Origin of the sequence: Streptomyces sp. NPDC015661 (assembly GCF_043077765.1) — a bacterium.
GTDB lineage: Bacteria > Actinomycetota > Actinomycetes > Streptomycetales > Streptomycetaceae > Streptomyces.
The window spans coordinates 80382-95553 of the sequence record NZ_JBIBST010000001.1 but is presented as its reverse complement, the minus strand read 5'-3'; the positions used below and the strand labels follow the sequence as shown (position 1 = coordinate 95553).

Below are 15172 nucleotides of genomic sequence, written 5' to 3'. Positions count from 1 at the left end.
CGCTCGAGCGTCGTACCGCTGAGGGTGACCCTTCCGCGGGTCCGCCGGAAGGGCTGTCGGGCCGGAGCCGATCGGGCCACCGACCGGGCATCCTCATTCATGAGTCGGCCCACCGAATACGTCCGAACGTGCGAAAGCATGTCCGCATACTCAGCAGGCGCCTTATCACTGTACCCCGGAATCGCGCATGTGTGTTGGGAGAAATCGTGATGAGGGCACGGTCACACTGACTGACCAGGACCTTCCCGGGCCGCGCGAGCGGGCTATTGTGCGCTCCATGGAGACGCCTGACAACGCCACACCCACCGGGATCGCCGCCAAGGACTGGGCGGAGGCCTCGGCCGAGCCGCAGTACCGCGCCGCCGTGATCGACCTCCTCGGAGCCCTGGCCTACGGAGAGCTCGCGGCCTTCGAGCGGCTCGCCGAGGACGCCAAGCTGGCGCCGACCCTCGCGGACAAGGCGGAGCTGGCGAAGATGGCCTCCGCCGAGTTCCACCACTTCGAGCGGCTGCGGGACCGCCTCGCGGCCGTCGACGCCGAGCCGACCTCGGCCATGGAGCCCTTCGCGAAGGCGCTCGACGACTTCCACCGTCTGACCGCGCCGTCGGACTGGCTGGAGGGCCTGGTCAAGGCCTACGTGGGCGACTCGATCGCCAGTGACTTCTACCGGGAGGTCGCGGCCCGGCTCGACTCCGACACGCGCGGGCTCGTCCTCGCGGTGCTCGACGACACCGGCCACGGCAACTTCGCGGTGGAGAAGGTCCGCGCGGCCATCGAGGCAGACCCGCGCGTCGGCGGCCGGCTCGCGCTCTGGGCGCGCCGCCTGATGGGCGAGGCGCTCTCCCAGGCCCAGCGCGTGGTCGCCGAGCGCGACGCGCTCTCGACGATGCTGGTCGGCGGCGTGGCGGACGGCTTCGACCTCGCGGAGGTCGGCCGGATGTTCTCCCGGATCACCGAGGCGCACACCAAGCGCATGGCCGCGCTGGGCCTGGCGGCCTGAGGCAGGCGAGAGCGCGCACCGGGCCTCGCGGCCTGAGGTGAGCGAGTGACCGCGCCCGTGGCGCGGCCTGAGGTGAGCGAGGGGCCGCGCTGCTGCCGCGGTCTCACCCGCCGCGCCCTCACGGGCCTCGGACGGATGGGGCCTCGGACGGATGCGTCGGTCAGGCCGCGGCTGATCGGCGCAGTCTGCGCGAGGCCGGGCGGATCAGCAGCGAGAGCAGCACCGCCGCCACCGCCACCGCGCCGATCAGGGTGGCCAGGAAGTGGCCGGGGCCGAGCGCCCCATGGGTCACGAGCGCACCGAAGACGCCGCCGAGCGCGCCGGTGGCGAGGACTCTTCCCCGGACGGGAAGGCGGTCGGCCAGCCGCTGGACGGCGGCCCAGGCCAGGGCGAAACCGAGCAGCGCGGAGCCGAGGGCTTCCAGGAACACGGCGGATCACCTCGCGAGGGGTGCGGGGCGGGTGGTGCGGTCACAGCCGTCCTACCCCCGACGCCCGGAACGCAATCCTCCCGTACCCCCTGACGTGGCCAAACGGGTAGACGAAAGGCCCGGTGGACCGAAGCGGTCCACCGGGCCTTCCCCGTCCGATCCCGGGCTCAGAGCGCGCCGAAACCCACGCGGCGCACGGCGGGCTCGCCGAGCTCCACGTACGCGATCTTCTCGGCCGGAACGAGGACCTTGCGGCCCTTCTCGTCCGAGAGGCTGAGCAGCTGCGCCTTGCCGGCCAGCGCGTCGGCCACCAGGCGCTCGACCTCCTCGGCGGACTGCCCGCTCTCCAGAACGATCTCCCGGGGTGCGTGCTGCACGCCGATCTTGACCTCCACGGCTATGTCCCTCCGAACGGTCGCCTTCGCGCGGACACCCGCGCCGTACGCTGCACACATTAGCCCGGTGAGGGGACCCGCACGGGTCAGCCGCCGCACGCCAGGAGCGAACAGCCTCCGGGAATGTTCAGTGACCCTCGGCGCTGAGCTGACCTTCGACCGGGTGCAGCGGGAAGCCCGCGATGCCGCGCCAGGCGAGCGAGGTGAGCAGCCCGACCGCCTTGTCGCGGGGAATGCCGGACCCGCTCGACAGCCAGTAGCGGGCGACGACCTGGGAGACCCCGCCGAGACCGACGGCGAGCAGCATCGACTCGTCCTTCGACAGGCCGGTGTCCTCGGCGATCACGTCGGAGATGGCCTCGGCGCACTGCAGGCTGACCCGGTCCACGCGCTCGCGTACGGCGGGCTCGTTCGTCAGATCGGACTCGAAGACGAGACGGAACGCGCCGCCCTCGTCCTCGACGTACGCGAAGTACGCGTCCATCGTCGCCGCGACCCGGAGCTTGTTGTCCGTGGTGGAGGCCAGCGCCGTGCGCACGGCGAGCAGCAGGGACTCGCAGTGCTGGTCGAGCAGGGCGAGGTACAGCTCCAGCTTCCCGGGGAAGTGCTGGTACAACACCGGCTTGCTGACACCGGCCCGCTCGGCGATGTCGTCCATGGCGGCCGAGTGGTACCCCTGGGCGACGAAGACCTCCTGGGCCGCGCCGAGCAGCTGGTTCCGTCGGGCACGTCGCGGCAGGCGCGTGCCCCGAGGGCGTGCTGCCTCTGTCTGCTCGATGGCGCTCACGCGGCCTCCCAAAAATTGATCCATGCGCGCTGTCGCGCCGCGCCGCCATCGTACTTTTGGGTAACCCGGCTGTGCGCGGTGCGAACGCAGAATTTCACGGACCGGACGCCCGGGTCGACAGTCGATTCAAGATTAAACCGAACAAATCAGCGGGGAGTCGTCCGCTCAGCGGTAGTCGTCCTCGTCCAGCGCGACGACACGCGCCTGTTCGGACGCGTCGGCCTCGTTCGCCGAGTCGCGCTCGAGATGGGTGGGCTGCTCGTCCTCGCGCTGCTGGAGTTCGGTGTGCTGCTCGGCAGCGTCGGCCTCCGGGATTTCCTGGTCCAGCACGTCGACCTCTTCCTCGGTGAATGTGTCCGGCTCGCTCGGATCGGCAGTCATGCGGTTCCTTCCGGGGGTGCGGGTCGCGGTGCTCCCGATGGCCCTCTCTTCGAGCCTAGGAGCGAACGCGCCCCGCCGCACACGCACCTGTGACCCCACCCACACACGTCGGCGCGTGATCGTCTCGTAATATTGCGGCCATGTCCTCGACCGAGCTGCCGGAAACCCGGACCGCCGCCGCACCGACCGCGTCGCGGGTCCGCGCCGTACGGGTCGCCGACGGCGAGGAGCTCCGCTCCGTCGCGCTGCCCGGACTCAGCCTCACCGTGCGCGCCCGGCCGGGGAACCGGACCGGCCTGCCGCCCGCGCTGTACGTCCACGGCCTCGGCGGTTCCTCGCAGAACTGGTCCGCCCTGATGCCGCTGCTCGCGGACCACGTCGACGGCGAGGCGGTCGACCTGCCCGGCTTCGGCGACTCCCCGCCGCCCGACGACGGCAACTACTCGGTCACCGGACACGCCCGCGCCGTCATCCGCCTCCTCGACGCCGCCGGACGCGGACCGGTCCACCTCTTCGGCAACTCGATGGGCGGCGCCGTCGCCACCCGCGTCGCCGCCGTCCGGCCCGATCTGGTCCGCACCCTCACCCTCGTCTCCCCGGCCCTGCCCGAGCTGCGCGCCCAGCGCACCGCCTGGCCCACCGCGCTGCTCGCGGTGCCCGGCGTCGCCTCGTTCTTCGCGAAGCTCACCAAGGACTGGACGGCCGAGCAGCGCGTCAAGGGCGTCCTCTCCCTCTGTTACGGGGACCCCGGCCAGGTCACGGAGGAGGGCTTCCGGCACGCCGTCGAGGAGATGGAGCGGCGCCTGGAGCTCCCGTACTTCTGGGACGCCATGGCCCGCTCCTCGCGCGGCATCGTCGACGCGTACACCCTCGGCGGGCAGCACGGACTGTGGCGGCAGGCCGAGCGGGTCCTCGCCCCGACGCTGCTCGTCTACGGCGGGCGGGACCGGCTCGTCTCGTACCGGATGGCCCGGAAGGCGGCCGCCGCCTTCCGCGGCTCGCGCCTGCTGACCCTCCCCGAGGCGGGGCACGTGGCGATGATGGAGTACCCGGAGACGGTCGCCCAGGCCGTCCGGGACCTGATCGCCGATGACGGCGGGAGCTGATCCGGGGCGTGGGACGACATAGTCGCAAGGGCTCCGCGCCCTCGGTGCCCGAGACCGGGCCGCAGGCGGGAGCCGGGACGGGGACGGGGGCGGGGCCGGGGGCTTCTCCGGCGGGGTCGCCCGCCGGGACGGGCCGCCGCCGCAGGACCGCGGGCGGTCCCGGCCAGGACGCCACGACGCAGGGGTACGGGACGCAGGGGTACGGCACCCCGGCGCAGGGCACCCCTATGTACGGAACGCCGGCACACGGGACTCCCCAGTACGGGACCCCCGGTCAAGGGACCCCGGCGCACGGCACTCCCCAGTACGGGACCCCCGCGCGCGGGACCACGCCGTACGGGAACCCCGGGCAGGGAGCTCCGCAGTACCGGACGCCTGCCCCCGGGACCCCGGCGCACGGGACCCCGCAGTACCGGACGCCTGCCCCCGGGACCCCGGCGCACGGGACCCCGCAGTACCGGGCGCCTGCCCCCGGGACCCCGGCGCACGGGACCCCGCAGTACCGGGCGCCTGCCCCCGGGACCCCGGCGCACGGGACCCCGCAGTATCGGACGCCCGCTCCCGGGACCCCGGCGCACGGGACTCCGCAGTTCCGGGCGCCTGCCCCCGGGACCCCGGCGCACGGGACTCCGCAGTTCCGGGCGCCTGCCCCCGGGACCCCGGCGCACGGGACCCCGCAGTATCGGACGCCCGCTCCCGGGACCCCGGCGCACGGGACCCCGCAGTACCGGACACCCGCTCCCGGGACCCCCGCGCACGGCACTCCCGCCTACCTCGGCGGAGGCTCCGGTGTCCCGGCGCACGCCACGCCCGGTACCCCCGCGCACGGCGTCCCCGTTCTCGGGGGTTCCGTGCGGGGTGGGCACCCGCAGCACGACGAGGCTTTCGGGCCGCGGCCCGCGCCGGTCGGGCCCCGGCACGGTGCTGCCCGGACCGTCGCGCCCGAACAGGACGATTCCCAGGCGCCGTTCATCCCCGGGCCCCGTCGGGAGAGCGAGAGCGACGAGCCCGAGACCGCCGTCGGGCGGGGCGGGCTCGGGCGCGCGCTCACCGGGGTCGCGGCCGCCGCCGTCGCCACCGTGCTCGCCGTCGTCGTCGCCGGTCAGGTCGCCGACCGGGACGAGGAGCCGCCCGTCACCCGCGCCGCCGGGGAGCCGGCCGAGCGGCCCTCGGACGACACCTCCGCCTCCCGCTCCGACGACCGGACCGTCCCGTCGAAGCCGGCGCCCGCCGTCACCCCGCCGACGTACGAGCAGCTGATGACCCGCCAGTTCCCGATCGACCCGAAGCTGAAGGGCTCCGGGGATTTCGAGGCCGTGCCGGGCCTGGCGAAGGCGCCCGGAAAGGGGCGGCTGATCCGCTACCGGGTCGACGTCGAGAAGGGGATCGGTCTCGATCCGAAGCTCTTCGCCGACGCCGTGCAGAAGACCCTCAACGACAAGCGCAGCTGGGCCGGCCAGGGCGAGATGACCTTCGAGCGCATTTCCAGCGGCGAGCCGGAGTTCGTGATCACCCTCGCCAGCCCGGGTACCACCGGCGAGTGGTGCAAGAAGTCCGGGCTCGACACCACCGTCGACAACGTCTCCTGCGACTCCGCCTCCACCCAGCGCGTGATGATCAATGCGTTCCGCTGGGCGCAGGGCTCGGTGACCTTCGGTCCGAAGGCGATGTACGCCTATCGCCAGATGCTCATCAATCACGAGGTCGGACACCGGCTCGGGCACGGTCACGTGAGCTGCCGTACGCCGGGCGCGCTCGCTCCCGTGATGCAGCAGCAGACGAAGTCCCTGGACATCGACGGGATCAAGTGCCGCCCCAACCCCTGGGTGTATCCCACGAGTTGACGAGCCGTCGGATCCGTCGACGTCCACATCCCGAGACGGGTGTCTCGGGATCGCATGGATCCGCGTTGACATCGCTCACGCGTTCGTCCATATTTCTCGGCATGTCGCACCGTCACGCCGTTTCCGACAGCGCCGCTCTCGAGCTGGCGCTCTTCGGCGTGACCGGACACACGGTCGCCGACATTCTCTGTAGCTGACGCAGCCCGAGCGCTCGTCGGCTTTCTGTTTTTCTCGCCGCGCCCGGGTTCTTCATTCCCGCAGGCGCCGTCCCCCCTTTTTTTCGGGCTGTCTCGCCGTGCCTGCGGAATTCACTTTCCCTTTCCCGCAGTTCCCGCAGTTCACCCCGAGAGGTTTCTTTCCGATGCGTCATTCGTCCGTCATCTCGCGCCGCGTGGCAGCGGCCGCCGTCAGTGTCGTCCTGGCCTCGGGCGCCGCCGCCTGCGGCCCCGAGGACGCCGGCGCCAAGGGCGGTACTTCCGGGAAGGCCGCGGGCGCCCCGCAGAAGGGCGGCACGCTCACCGTCCTGAACGCCGAGGCGCAGAGCGACTTCGACCCGGCCCGCCTCTACACCTCCGGCGGCGGCAACGTCCCCTCCCTCGTCTTCCGCACGCTCACCACCCGCAACCGCGAGGCGGGCGTTGCCGGCACCCAGGTCGTCCCCGACCTCGCCACCGACACCGGCCGCCCCAACAAGGACGCCACCGAGTGGACGTACACGCTGAAGGAGGGCCTGAAGTTCGAGGACGGCACGGCCATCACCAGCGCCGACATCAAGTACGGCATCGAGCGCTCCTTCGCGGCCGAACTCTCCGGCGGAGCCCCCTACCTGCGGGACTGGCTCATCGGCGGCGACACCTACCAGGGCCCGTACAAGGACAAGAACGGCCTCGCCTCCATCGTCACCCCCGACGCCCGCACCATCGTCTTCAAGCTGAAGAAGCCCGAGGGCGAGTTCCCCTTCGTCGCCACCCAGACCCAGTTCGCACCCGTCCCGAAGGGCAAGGACACCGGCGCGAAGTACGAGGAGCACCCCGTCTCCTCCGGCCCGTACAAGGTCGTCAAGAACGAGAACGACGGCGAGCACCTCGTCCTGGAGCGCAACGAGCACTGGGACCCGAAGACCGACGAGGAGCGCAAGGCCTACCCGGACACGATCGACGTCAAGTCCGGGCTCGACGAGGCCGTCATCAACCAGCGCCTCGCCACCTCCTCCGGCGCCGACTCCGCCGCCGTCACCACCGACACCAACCTCGGCCCCGCCGAACTCGCCCAGGTGGGCTCCGACAAGGCGCTCGCCGCGCGCGTCGGCACCGGCCACTTCGGCTTCACCAACTACCTCGCCTTCAACCCGAAGGTGAAGCCCTTCGACAACCCGAAGGTCCGCCAGGCGATCTCGTACGCCGTCAACCGCACCAGCGTCGTCAACGCCGCCGGCGGCTCCGCCCTCGCCGAGCCCGCCACCACCTTCCTGCCCGAGCAGAAGGCCTTCGGCTTCACGGCGTACGACCACTTCCCCGCCGGGAAGACGGGCGACCCGGAGAAGGCCAGGCAGCTGCTCAAGGAGGCCGGCTACCCGAACGGCCTCACCGTCACCCTGCTGCACTCCACCGCCCAGAACCGCGCCACCAGCCCCGAGATCGCCACCGCCGTCCAGGAGGCCCTCGGCAAGGCAGGCATCACCGTCAAGCTCGACGGACAGGAGCCCAACTCCTTCAACGAGAAGCGCTGGAGCGTCAAGGACGCCCCCGGACTCTTCCTCTCCCGCTGGGGTGCCGACTGGCCGGCCGGCGGCCCGTTCCTCGCGCCGATCTTCGACGGGCGCCAGATCGTCACCAACGGCTCCAACTACAACCACGCCCAGCTGAACGACCCGGCGGTCAACAAGGAGATCGACGAGATCAACAAGCTGACCGACCTCAAGGCCGCCGCCGCCCGCTGGGGCGCCCTCGACAAGAAGATCGGCGAGCAGGCCCTCGACGTGCCGCTCTTCCACCCGGTCTACAAGCGGCTCGTCGGCAAGGACATCAAGAACGTCGTCATCAGCGACTGGACCGGCGTCCTCGACATCTCGCAGGTCGCGGTCAAGTGACAACCCTGACCGACACGACGGCGCCCGTGGCGGGCCTCCCCGCCACGGGTGCCGCCCGGCAGGTGTGGCGACGGCTCCGCACCCGCCCGGCCGCCCTCGCCTCCGGCGCCGTCCTCCTCCTGCTCGTCCTCCTCGCCCTCGCCGCGCCGCTGCTCGCCGCGCTGGAGGGCCAGGACCCGCACTCGTACCACGACGACCTCGTCGACTCCGCCCGCGGCGGCGTCCCGTACGGCGCCTTCGGCGGGGCGAGCGCCGACCACTGGCTCGGCGTCGAACCGGGCACGGGCCGCGACCTGTTCGTCCGTCTCCTGTACGGCGCCCGGATCTCGCTCCTCGTCGCCCTCGGCGCCACCGCCGTCCAGGTCCTCATCGGAGTCCTCGTGGGCCTCGCCGCAGGGCTCGGCAGCCGCTGGGTCGACGGCGTGCTCGGCCGGATCACCGACGTCTTCCTCGCCCTGCCGTTCCTCGTCCTCGCCATCGCGCTCACCGCCGTCGTCCCCCGTGACTTCCCGCGCCCGCTGCTGCTCATCCTGGTCATCGGGCTGCTCGGCTGGGCCGGCACCTCCCGGATCGTGCGCGCCCAGACCCTCACCCTCAAGGGCCTCGACTTCGTCGCCGCCTCACGGCTCGCCGGCTCGGGGCGGTGGCGGACCGCCCGGCGCGAGCTGCTGCCCTCGCTCGCGGCACCCGTCATCACGTACGCGGCGATCCTCGTCCCCACCAACATCGTGGTCGAGGCCTCGCTCTCCTTCCTCGGCGTGGGCGTCACCCCGCCCACCCCGTCCTGGGGGCAGATGCTGTCCACCGCGCAGACCTGGTTCCGGGCCGACCCGGCGTACGTGCTGCTCCCGGCCGGACTGCTCTTCGTGACCGTGCTCGCCTTCACCGTGCTCGGCGACGCCCTCCGCACCGCCCTCGACCCGCGCGAGGCCGGCCGGCTCGGCGTAGGCACACGAAAGGAGACCTCGCGATGACCCGCTACGTCCTGAAGCGGCTCGCGGGCGCCGCGCTCGTCCTCCTCGCGCTGTCTGTCCTCGTCTACGCGCTGTTCTACGTCGCACCCGGCGACCCCGCCCGGCTCGCCTGCGGCGAACGCTGCAACCCGCAGCAGATCGCCCAGGTCCGCGCACAACTCGGCCTGAACGAGAGCGTGTTCGCTCAGTACTTCCACTTCCTCCAGGGCGTCTTCGCCGGCCGCGACTACTCCACCGGCACCGGCGTCCTGCACTGCGACGCGCCCTGCCTCGGCCTGTCGTACCAGACCGACCAGCAGGTGACCGTGCTCATCCTGGACCGGCTGCCCGCCACCGCCTCGCTCGCCCTCGGCGCCATGGTGATCTGGCTCGTCGTCGGCATCGGCGCCGGGCTTCTCTCCGCGCTCCGGCGGGGCGGCGTCACCGAGCGCCTCCTGACCGTGCTCACCCTCGCCGGGACCGGCACGCCCGTCTTCATCCTCGGGCTGCTGCTCCTCATGGCCGTCTGCGCCTACCTCCAGTGGCTGCCCTTCCCCTCGTACGTGCCGCTCGGCGAGGACCCCGAGCAGTGGGCGTGGAACATGCTGCTTCCCTGGCTCGCCCTGGGCTTCTTCGAATCCGCCAAGTACGCGCGGCTCACCCGGAGTTCCACCCTGGAGACGCTCGCCGAGGACCACATCCGCACCTTCCGCGCGTACGGGGTGGGGGAGGGGTCCGTCGTCGCCCGCCACGCGCTGCGCGGCGCCGTGCCACCAGTCATCGCGCTCAGCGCCATCGACCTCGGCACGATGTTCGGCGGGGCCGTGCTGACGGAGTCGCTCTTCGGCATCCCCGGGCTCGGCAAGACCCTCATCGACGGCGTCCGCACCATCGACCTGCCGGTCGTCGTGGGCATCGTGCTCCTCACCGGGGTCGCCGTGGTCCTCGCGAACGTCGTCGCCGACCTCCTCTACGCCCTCGCCGACCGAAGGGTCGCCCTGACATGACGCTCCCCACCCCCACCCCGCTCGTGGAAGTCGACCGCCTCACCGTCGAGTTCGACGGCGGCGCCCGGGCCGTCGACGGCCTCTCCTTCACCCTGGAGGCCGGCCGCGCCCTCGCCCTCGTCGGCGAGTCCGGCAGCGGCAAGTCCACCGTCGCCGGCGCCCTCCTCGGCCTCCACCGGGGCACGGGAGCGAAGGTCGGCGGCACCGTGCGCGTCGGCGGCATCGACGTCGGCGCCGCCGGAACCGGCGAACTGCGGAGGCTGCGCGGCGGTGTCGCCGCCATGGTCTTCCAGGACCCGCTGTCGGCGCTGGATCCGTACTACTCGGTGGGCGACCAGATCGCGGAGGTGTATCGGATCCATCATCCGGGATCCAAGATCCATGACTCTGGATCCAGGATTCAGTCTCCGGGCTCTCCGGGATCCGGAATTCAGCCTCCTGGATCCAAGATCCATGCTGCTGGATCCAGGATCCAGCCTCCTGGATCCAGGATCCAGCCTTCTGGATCCAGGAAGGCCGCCCGGGCCCGCGCCATCGAGGTCCTCGACCGGGTCGGCATCCCCGACGCGGCCCGCCGTTCCCGCTCCCGCCCGCACGAGTTCAGCGGCGGCATGCGGCAGCGCGCCCTCCTCGCGATGGCCCTCGCCTGCGAGCCGCAGCTGCTCGTCGCCGACGAACCCACCACCGCCCTCGACGTCACCGTGCAGGCCCAGATCCTCGACCTGCTGCACGAGCTGCGGCGCGAGACCGGCACCGCGCTGCTCCTCGTCACCCACGACGTGGGCGTGGCCGCCGAGAGCGTCGACGAGGTGCTCGTCATGCGCGACGGGCGCGAGGTCGAGCGCGGACCCGTCGCCGGGGTGCTCGGCGCGCCTGCGGCGCCGTACACCCGCGCGCTGCTCTCCGCCGTGCCCCGGCTCGACGGACCGGCCCGCCCCGACCGAGCGGCCGGCGCCTCCGTCCGGGAGGGGGAGACGCTGCTCGAAGCCGTCGGCCTGCGGCGGGAGTTCGGCCGGGGCAAGGCCGCCGTGACCGCCGTCGACGGGGTCTCCCTCACCCTCCGCGCCGGCGAGACCCTCGGCGTCGTCGGCGAGTCCGGCAGCGGCAAGACCACCCTCGGCCGGATGCTCGTCCGCCTCCTCGACCCGACCGGCGGCGAACTCCGCTACCGGGGCGAGGAGATCGGCGGGCTGTCCGACAAGCGGCTGCTCCCGTACCGCCGCGAGCTCCAGATGGTCTTCCAGGACCCGGTCTCCTCCCTCAACCCGCGCCGCTCCGTGGGCGAGTCGATCGCCGACCCGCTGCGCGTGGCGGGGGAGCGGGACGAGACCAGGATCCGGGGCCGGGTGCGGGAGCTGCTCGACCGGGTGGGGCTCGACCCCGACCGGTACGAGGCCTATCCGCACGAGTTCAGCGGCGGACAGCGCCAGCGCGTCGGCATCGCCCGCGCGCTCGCCGCCGAACCCCGCCTCGTCGTCTGCGACGAACCCGTCTCCGCGCTGGACGTCACCACCCAGGCCCAGGTGACCGCGCTGCTCGCCGAGCTCCAGGCCGAACTCGGCCTCGGGCTCGTCTTCATCGCCCACGACCTCGCGGTCGTCCGGCAGGTCAGCGACCGGGTCGCCGTCATGCGCGGGGGCCGGATCGTCGAACAGGGCACGGTCGCGGAGGTGTACGGCGCTCCGCAGGACCCGTACACGCGGCAGCTGCTCGCCGCCGTCCCCTCGCTCGACCCGGTCCTCGCGGCGGAGCGCAGGGAGAGGCGCCGGGAGCCGGCCGCGGCCTGACCCTCCGTGACCTTTCCGCCGCGTAGCGCGACAGAACGCGACCGCGGTGGGAAAGTTACGTGCATTCACCCCTTCCGGTGGTGCGACGGACAACCGTCCGTCGCACCACCGGTGTCTCCGCTTACGTTCTTCCCGCTGTGAGTCACCGGGCCGACGGTGACCGCCGTCAAGGGAGATCGGGGGTGCACGCGTGCGGATCGGACTGCTCACGGAGGGTGGCTACCCGTACGCCACCGGTGAGTCCGGACGGTGGTGCGAACGGCTCGTACGCGGGCTCGGACAGCACCGCTTCGACCTCTACGCCCTCGGCCGGACCGGCACCCCGCCGCCGCCCCTGCCGCCGAACGCCCGTGTCGCCCGCACCGCCGACCTCGGCGGCCCCGACACCGCCCCGGCGGCCGGCGGGCACCGAGCCTCCCGCCGGGCCTACGGACGACACGAGCGGCGCCGCTTCACCGAGGCCTACCACCGGCTCGCCACCGGACTCTGCGCCGAGGACGACGCGAGCTCCTTCGCCGAAGGGCTCTACGCCCTCGCCGAACTCGCCCGCGAGCGCGGCGGACTGCCCGGGGCGCTCCGCTCCGACGACGCCGTCCGCGCCCTGGAGGCCGCCTGCCGCGCGCCCGGCGCACGCCGGGGCACGGCCGCCGCCGGGCTCCGCGACCACCTCGCCTTCGCCGAGCACCTGGAGCGGGCCCTGCGCCCCCTCTCCCTCGACTGGTACGGGGAGGACGCGCTCGGCGCGGCCGACCTCTGCCACGCCGCCGCCGGAGGCACCACGGCCCTCCCCGGGCTGGTGGCCAAACGCTTCTTCGGCACCCCGCTGCTCGTCACCGAGTACGGCGTACCGCTGCGCGCCCACTACCTCGCTGCGGCCGGCGCCGACCGCTCCGCACCGCTCCGCGCGCTGCTCGCCGCCCTGCACGGCCGGCTCGCCGGCGAGATCTACCGGCAGGCCGCCCTCCTCACCCCCGGCAACGCCCACGCCCGCCGCTGGCAGGAGAAGTGCGGCGCCGACCGGGCCCGCATCCGCACCGTCCACCCCGGCATGGCCGCCGAACGCTTCGCCGAGGTCGGCGAGGACGAGGAGAGCGGCGACCCGGCCACCCTCGTCTGGGTCGGCCGCGTCGAACCCGCCAAGGACCTCATCGGCCTGCTCCACGCCTTCGCCGAGATCCGGGCCCGGCAGCCCGACGCCCGGCTGCGGATCGTCGCCGTGCCCGTCCGCGAACCGGGCGGCGCCGGCTACCTCACGTACTGCAAGGGGCTCGCGGCCCAGCTCTTCCCCGACGAGGCCCCCGGGGCGCACGCCGTCGGCGAGAACCCCGTCACCTTCGAGGAGCTCGGCGGCCCGGAGGCGCCCACCCTGGAGGACACGTACGCCTCGGGCGCGCTCGTCGTCATGTCGAGCCTCGTGGAGGGCTTCCCCGCGAGCCTCGTCGAGGCGATGTTCTGCGCACGGGCCACCGTCTCCACCGACGTCGGCGCCGTCGTCGAGATCATCGGCGGCACCGGCCTCGTCGTCCCCCCGCGCAACCCCCGGGCGCTCGCCGACGCGTGCCTCGCGCTGCTCCGCGACCCCGAGCGCCGCTTCCGGCTCGGCGCGGCCGCCCGCGCCCGCGCGCTCGAACTGTTCACGGTCGACCAGAACCTCGCCGCGTTCCGCGGCATCTACCTCGAACTCCTCTCCCACGCGCCGGTGCGCCACCGGGCCGGGGACGGCGTCCCCTTCGCCCACCCGGCCGAGGCCCATGTGCCGGGCAGCTGGGCGCACAAGGCCGTGACCGCGGGGACAGGAGCCCCCGATGCCTGAAGGAGGCACCCCCATGCGCGGCTCCGCCGCCCCGACGAGCCCCGGAGCCTGGGACGCCCGCTCCGAAGCCCTCCTCGGCACCCCGGCCCTCACGGCCGCCGGCACCCTCGACCTGCGCGCGCCCGCCCCCGAGGACGATGCCGCACCCTCCGGGATAGCACCGGCCCCGGGGGAGGCCACGCCCACGTCCCCACGAGCGGGCACGGCCTGGGCCCCGTACCCGACGCCGGAGCCCCCGCGCGCCTCGGACCCGGCGCCCGAGGCCTCGGACCCGGCGCCGGCCCCGACGGAGCCGCACCCCGTGCAGGCCCCGGCCGACCCGGCGGAGGCCGACGTCACGCACCGCCCGGCCCCGGCCGACCCGGCGGAGGCCGACGTCACGCACCGCCCGGCCCCGGCCGACCCGGCGGAGGCCGACGTCACGCACCGCCCGGCGCCGGCCGCTCCCGGCGCGGACGCCGGGGGCGGGGCCGCACGGCCCCGCTCCCGGCGCGGGAACGCCGACCCCGTGAAGGTGCTCATGCACCGGCACCGGGAGCTCTGCGAGCAGGCCGTCGACCCCCTGGAGATCGCCGCGGGCCTCGAAGCGCAGGGATTCACCGACCGGACCGCCGCGCGCTTCCGGCACCGGGACGTGTTCTCGCTCGCCGAGGAGCTGTACGCGCGCGTGCCCCGCGGCCAGGAGCGGCCCGCGCCCCTCGCGGAGCCGGAGCCCGCCCGGGCGCCCTGGGCGCTCGCCACCCTCGCCCCCGGCGGGGTCGCCGGGCTCACCGGAATCGGGCTCGCCCTCACGTACGGGCCCGTGCGGCTCGCCGTCGGGGCCGCCGGGGCACTCGCCCTCGGCGCGGCCCTGCTGCTCGCCGTCCGCCGGGGACCGTTCCGCGCGCCCGACGGAGGGACCGTGCCCGCCGCCCGGCTCTGGACCCTCTGGCTCCTGGCGTACGCGGCCGGCGGCGACGGACTCCTGGAGGAGGTCCTCAGCGGCGGCCCCGACGGGCCCTGGGCGCTCGCCCCCGCGCCGCTCCTGGGCCTCGCCCTCGCCGTCGCCCCCGCCGCCTGGGGCGCCCACCTGTTCGCCCGCCGGGCCCGCCGCCGGATCGCCGACAGCCACGGCCTCGCCGACTTCGCCGCCACCGTCCGGCCGCTGCTCCTCGGCACCGTGACCGTCCAGCTGCTCGCCCTCACCGCCCTGCTCGCCCTCACCGGGTTCAGCCCCGGAGCCCTCGCCCTCGGGGCGCTCCTGCTGCTCGCCCGGCTCCTCACCGTCCACGGCTTCCCCGAGACGGCCGCCGCCGCGCTCGCCGCCGCCTGTGCCGCCGAGGCCCTCGCCCTCGCGAGCGTCCTCGCCGCCCGCGTCCCCGTCCCCGGCTTCGACGCGCTCGCCACCCCGGTGCGCGCCCTCGTCGAGGCCTGGGGCCCCGGGGCCGTACCCACCGTCGTCTGCGGCGCCGCCGCGCTCGGCCTGCTGGCCCGCGCGACCGCCGACCTCACCCGGGCATCGGCCCACGCCACCCCGTGAAAACCGGCCGCACTTCCCGCCGGAGGTCCGGCGACCACAGCGACCACCACCCCGCCGGGCC

At 73.8% G+C, this 15172-nt stretch carries 13 protein-coding genes; 9 read left to right on the top strand and 4 right to left on the bottom strand.

Annotated elements, in window-relative coordinates; all coding sequences use genetic code 11:
- Positions 1-277: 277 nt before the first annotated feature.
- Positions 278-1000, top strand: coding sequence for a ferritin-like fold-containing protein (locus ACF07V_RS00430; protein WP_351192584.1), 723 nt, complete (start codon positions 278-280; stop codon positions 998-1000).
- Between the two features lie 160 nt (positions 1001-1160).
- Here ACF07V_RS00430 and ACF07V_RS00425 read toward each other — a convergent pair whose 3' ends face one another.
- The 4 genes from ACF07V_RS00425 to ACF07V_RS00410 all read right to left on the bottom strand — a co-directional run bounded on the left by ACF07V_RS00425 (position 1161) and on the right by ACF07V_RS00410 (position 2993).
- Positions 1161-1430, bottom strand: coding sequence for a hypothetical protein (locus tag ACF07V_RS00425; protein WP_392150683.1), 270 nt, complete (start codon positions 1428-1430; stop codon positions 1161-1163).
- A 167-nt stretch (positions 1431-1597) separates the two neighbouring features.
- On the bottom strand, positions 1598-1825 hold the full coding sequence (locus tag ACF07V_RS00420; protein ID WP_041131116.1) for a DUF3107 domain-containing protein: 228 nt from the start codon (positions 1823-1825) through the stop codon (positions 1598-1600).
- Positions 1826-1952: 127 nt separating this feature from the next.
- The gene (locus ACF07V_RS00415) at positions 1953-2612 is read right to left on the bottom strand and encodes a TetR/AcrR family transcriptional regulator (protein WP_389231652.1); all 660 of its coding nucleotides are present in this window, start codon (positions 2610-2612) and stop codon (positions 1953-1955) included.
- 165 nt (positions 2613-2777) lie between these two features.
- Positions 2778-2993: a hypothetical protein gene (locus ACF07V_RS00410; protein WP_351192590.1), complete on the bottom strand. Its 216-nt coding sequence runs from the start codon at positions 2991-2993 to the stop codon at positions 2778-2780.
- Between the two features lie 140 nt (positions 2994-3133).
- Between ACF07V_RS00410 and ACF07V_RS00405 the strand changes: the two genes are divergently transcribed.
- The 8 genes from ACF07V_RS00405 to ACF07V_RS00370 all read left to right on the top strand — a co-directional run bounded on the left by ACF07V_RS00405 (position 3134) and on the right by ACF07V_RS00370 (position 15111).
- Entirely contained in the window at positions 3134-4099 is a 966-nt protein-coding gene (locus tag ACF07V_RS00405) for an alpha/beta fold hydrolase (RefSeq protein WP_392150681.1), read from the top strand.
- A gap of 851 nt (positions 4100-4950) precedes the next feature.
- A complete protein-coding gene (locus ACF07V_RS00400) occupies positions 4951-5943 on the top strand; it encodes a DUF3152 domain-containing protein (protein ID WP_392150680.1) in 993 nt (330 codons plus the stop codon).
- A gap of 361 nt (positions 5944-6304) precedes the next feature.
- Positions 6305-8032: an ABC transporter substrate-binding protein gene (locus ACF07V_RS00395; protein ID WP_392150679.1), complete on the top strand. Its 1728-nt coding sequence runs from the start codon at positions 6305-6307 to the stop codon at positions 8030-8032.
- Positions 8029-9006 carry an ABC transporter permease gene (locus ACF07V_RS00390; RefSeq protein WP_392150678.1) on the top strand — a complete coding sequence of 326 codons (978 nt, stop codon included), beginning with the start codon at positions 8029-8031 and terminating at the stop codon, positions 9004-9006. The genes ACF07V_RS00395 and ACF07V_RS00390 overlap by 4 nt, the downstream gene beginning before the upstream one ends.
- Positions 9003-9992 carry an ABC transporter permease gene (locus tag ACF07V_RS00385; RefSeq protein ID WP_392150677.1) on the top strand — a complete coding sequence of 330 codons (990 nt, stop codon included), beginning with the start codon at positions 9003-9005 and terminating at the stop codon, positions 9990-9992. The genes ACF07V_RS00390 and ACF07V_RS00385 overlap by 4 nt, the downstream gene beginning before the upstream one ends.
- Positions 9989-11779 (top strand): dipeptide ABC transporter ATP-binding protein, encoded by a 1791-nt coding sequence (locus ACF07V_RS00380; protein WP_392150676.1) that lies wholly within the window; start codon positions 9989-9991, stop codon positions 11777-11779. The genes ACF07V_RS00385 and ACF07V_RS00380 overlap by 4 nt, the downstream gene beginning before the upstream one ends.
- 190 nt (positions 11780-11969) lie before the next feature.
- Positions 11970-13592, top strand: coding sequence for a DUF3492 domain-containing protein (locus ACF07V_RS00375; RefSeq protein WP_392150675.1), 1623 nt, complete (start codon positions 11970-11972; stop codon positions 13590-13592).
- Positions 13593-13605: 13 nt separating this feature from the next.
- Complete coding sequence (locus tag ACF07V_RS00370) at positions 13606-15111, top strand: hypothetical protein (protein WP_392150674.1); 1506 nt, start codon at positions 13606-13608, stop codon at positions 15109-15111.
- The last annotated feature ends 61 nt before the right edge of the window (positions 15112-15172 follow it).

Coding starts and splice junctions, on each gene's coding strand:
- ACF07V_RS00380 (WP_392150676.1), top strand. CDS start 9,989: ATGACGCTCCCCACCCCCACCCCGCTCGTGGAAGTCGACCGCCTCACC.
- ACF07V_RS00370 (WP_392150674.1), top strand. CDS start 13,606: ATGCGCGGCTCCGCCGCCCCGACGAGCCCCGGAGCCTGGGACGCCCGC.
- ACF07V_RS00395 (WP_392150679.1), top strand. CDS start 6,305: ATGCGTCATTCGTCCGTCATCTCGCGCCGCGTGGCAGCGGCCGCCGTC.
- ACF07V_RS00430 (WP_351192584.1), top strand. CDS start 278: ATGGAGACGCCTGACAACGCCACACCCACCGGGATCGCCGCCAAGGAC.
- ACF07V_RS00385 (WP_392150677.1), top strand. CDS start 9,003: ATGACCCGCTACGTCCTGAAGCGGCTCGCGGGCGCCGCGCTCGTCCTC.
- ACF07V_RS00410 (WP_351192590.1), bottom strand. CDS start 2,993: ATGACTGCCGATCCGAGCGAGCCGGACACATTCACCGAGGAAGAGGTC.
- ACF07V_RS00405 (WP_392150681.1), top strand. CDS start 3,134: ATGTCCTCGACCGAGCTGCCGGAAACCCGGACCGCCGCCGCACCGACC.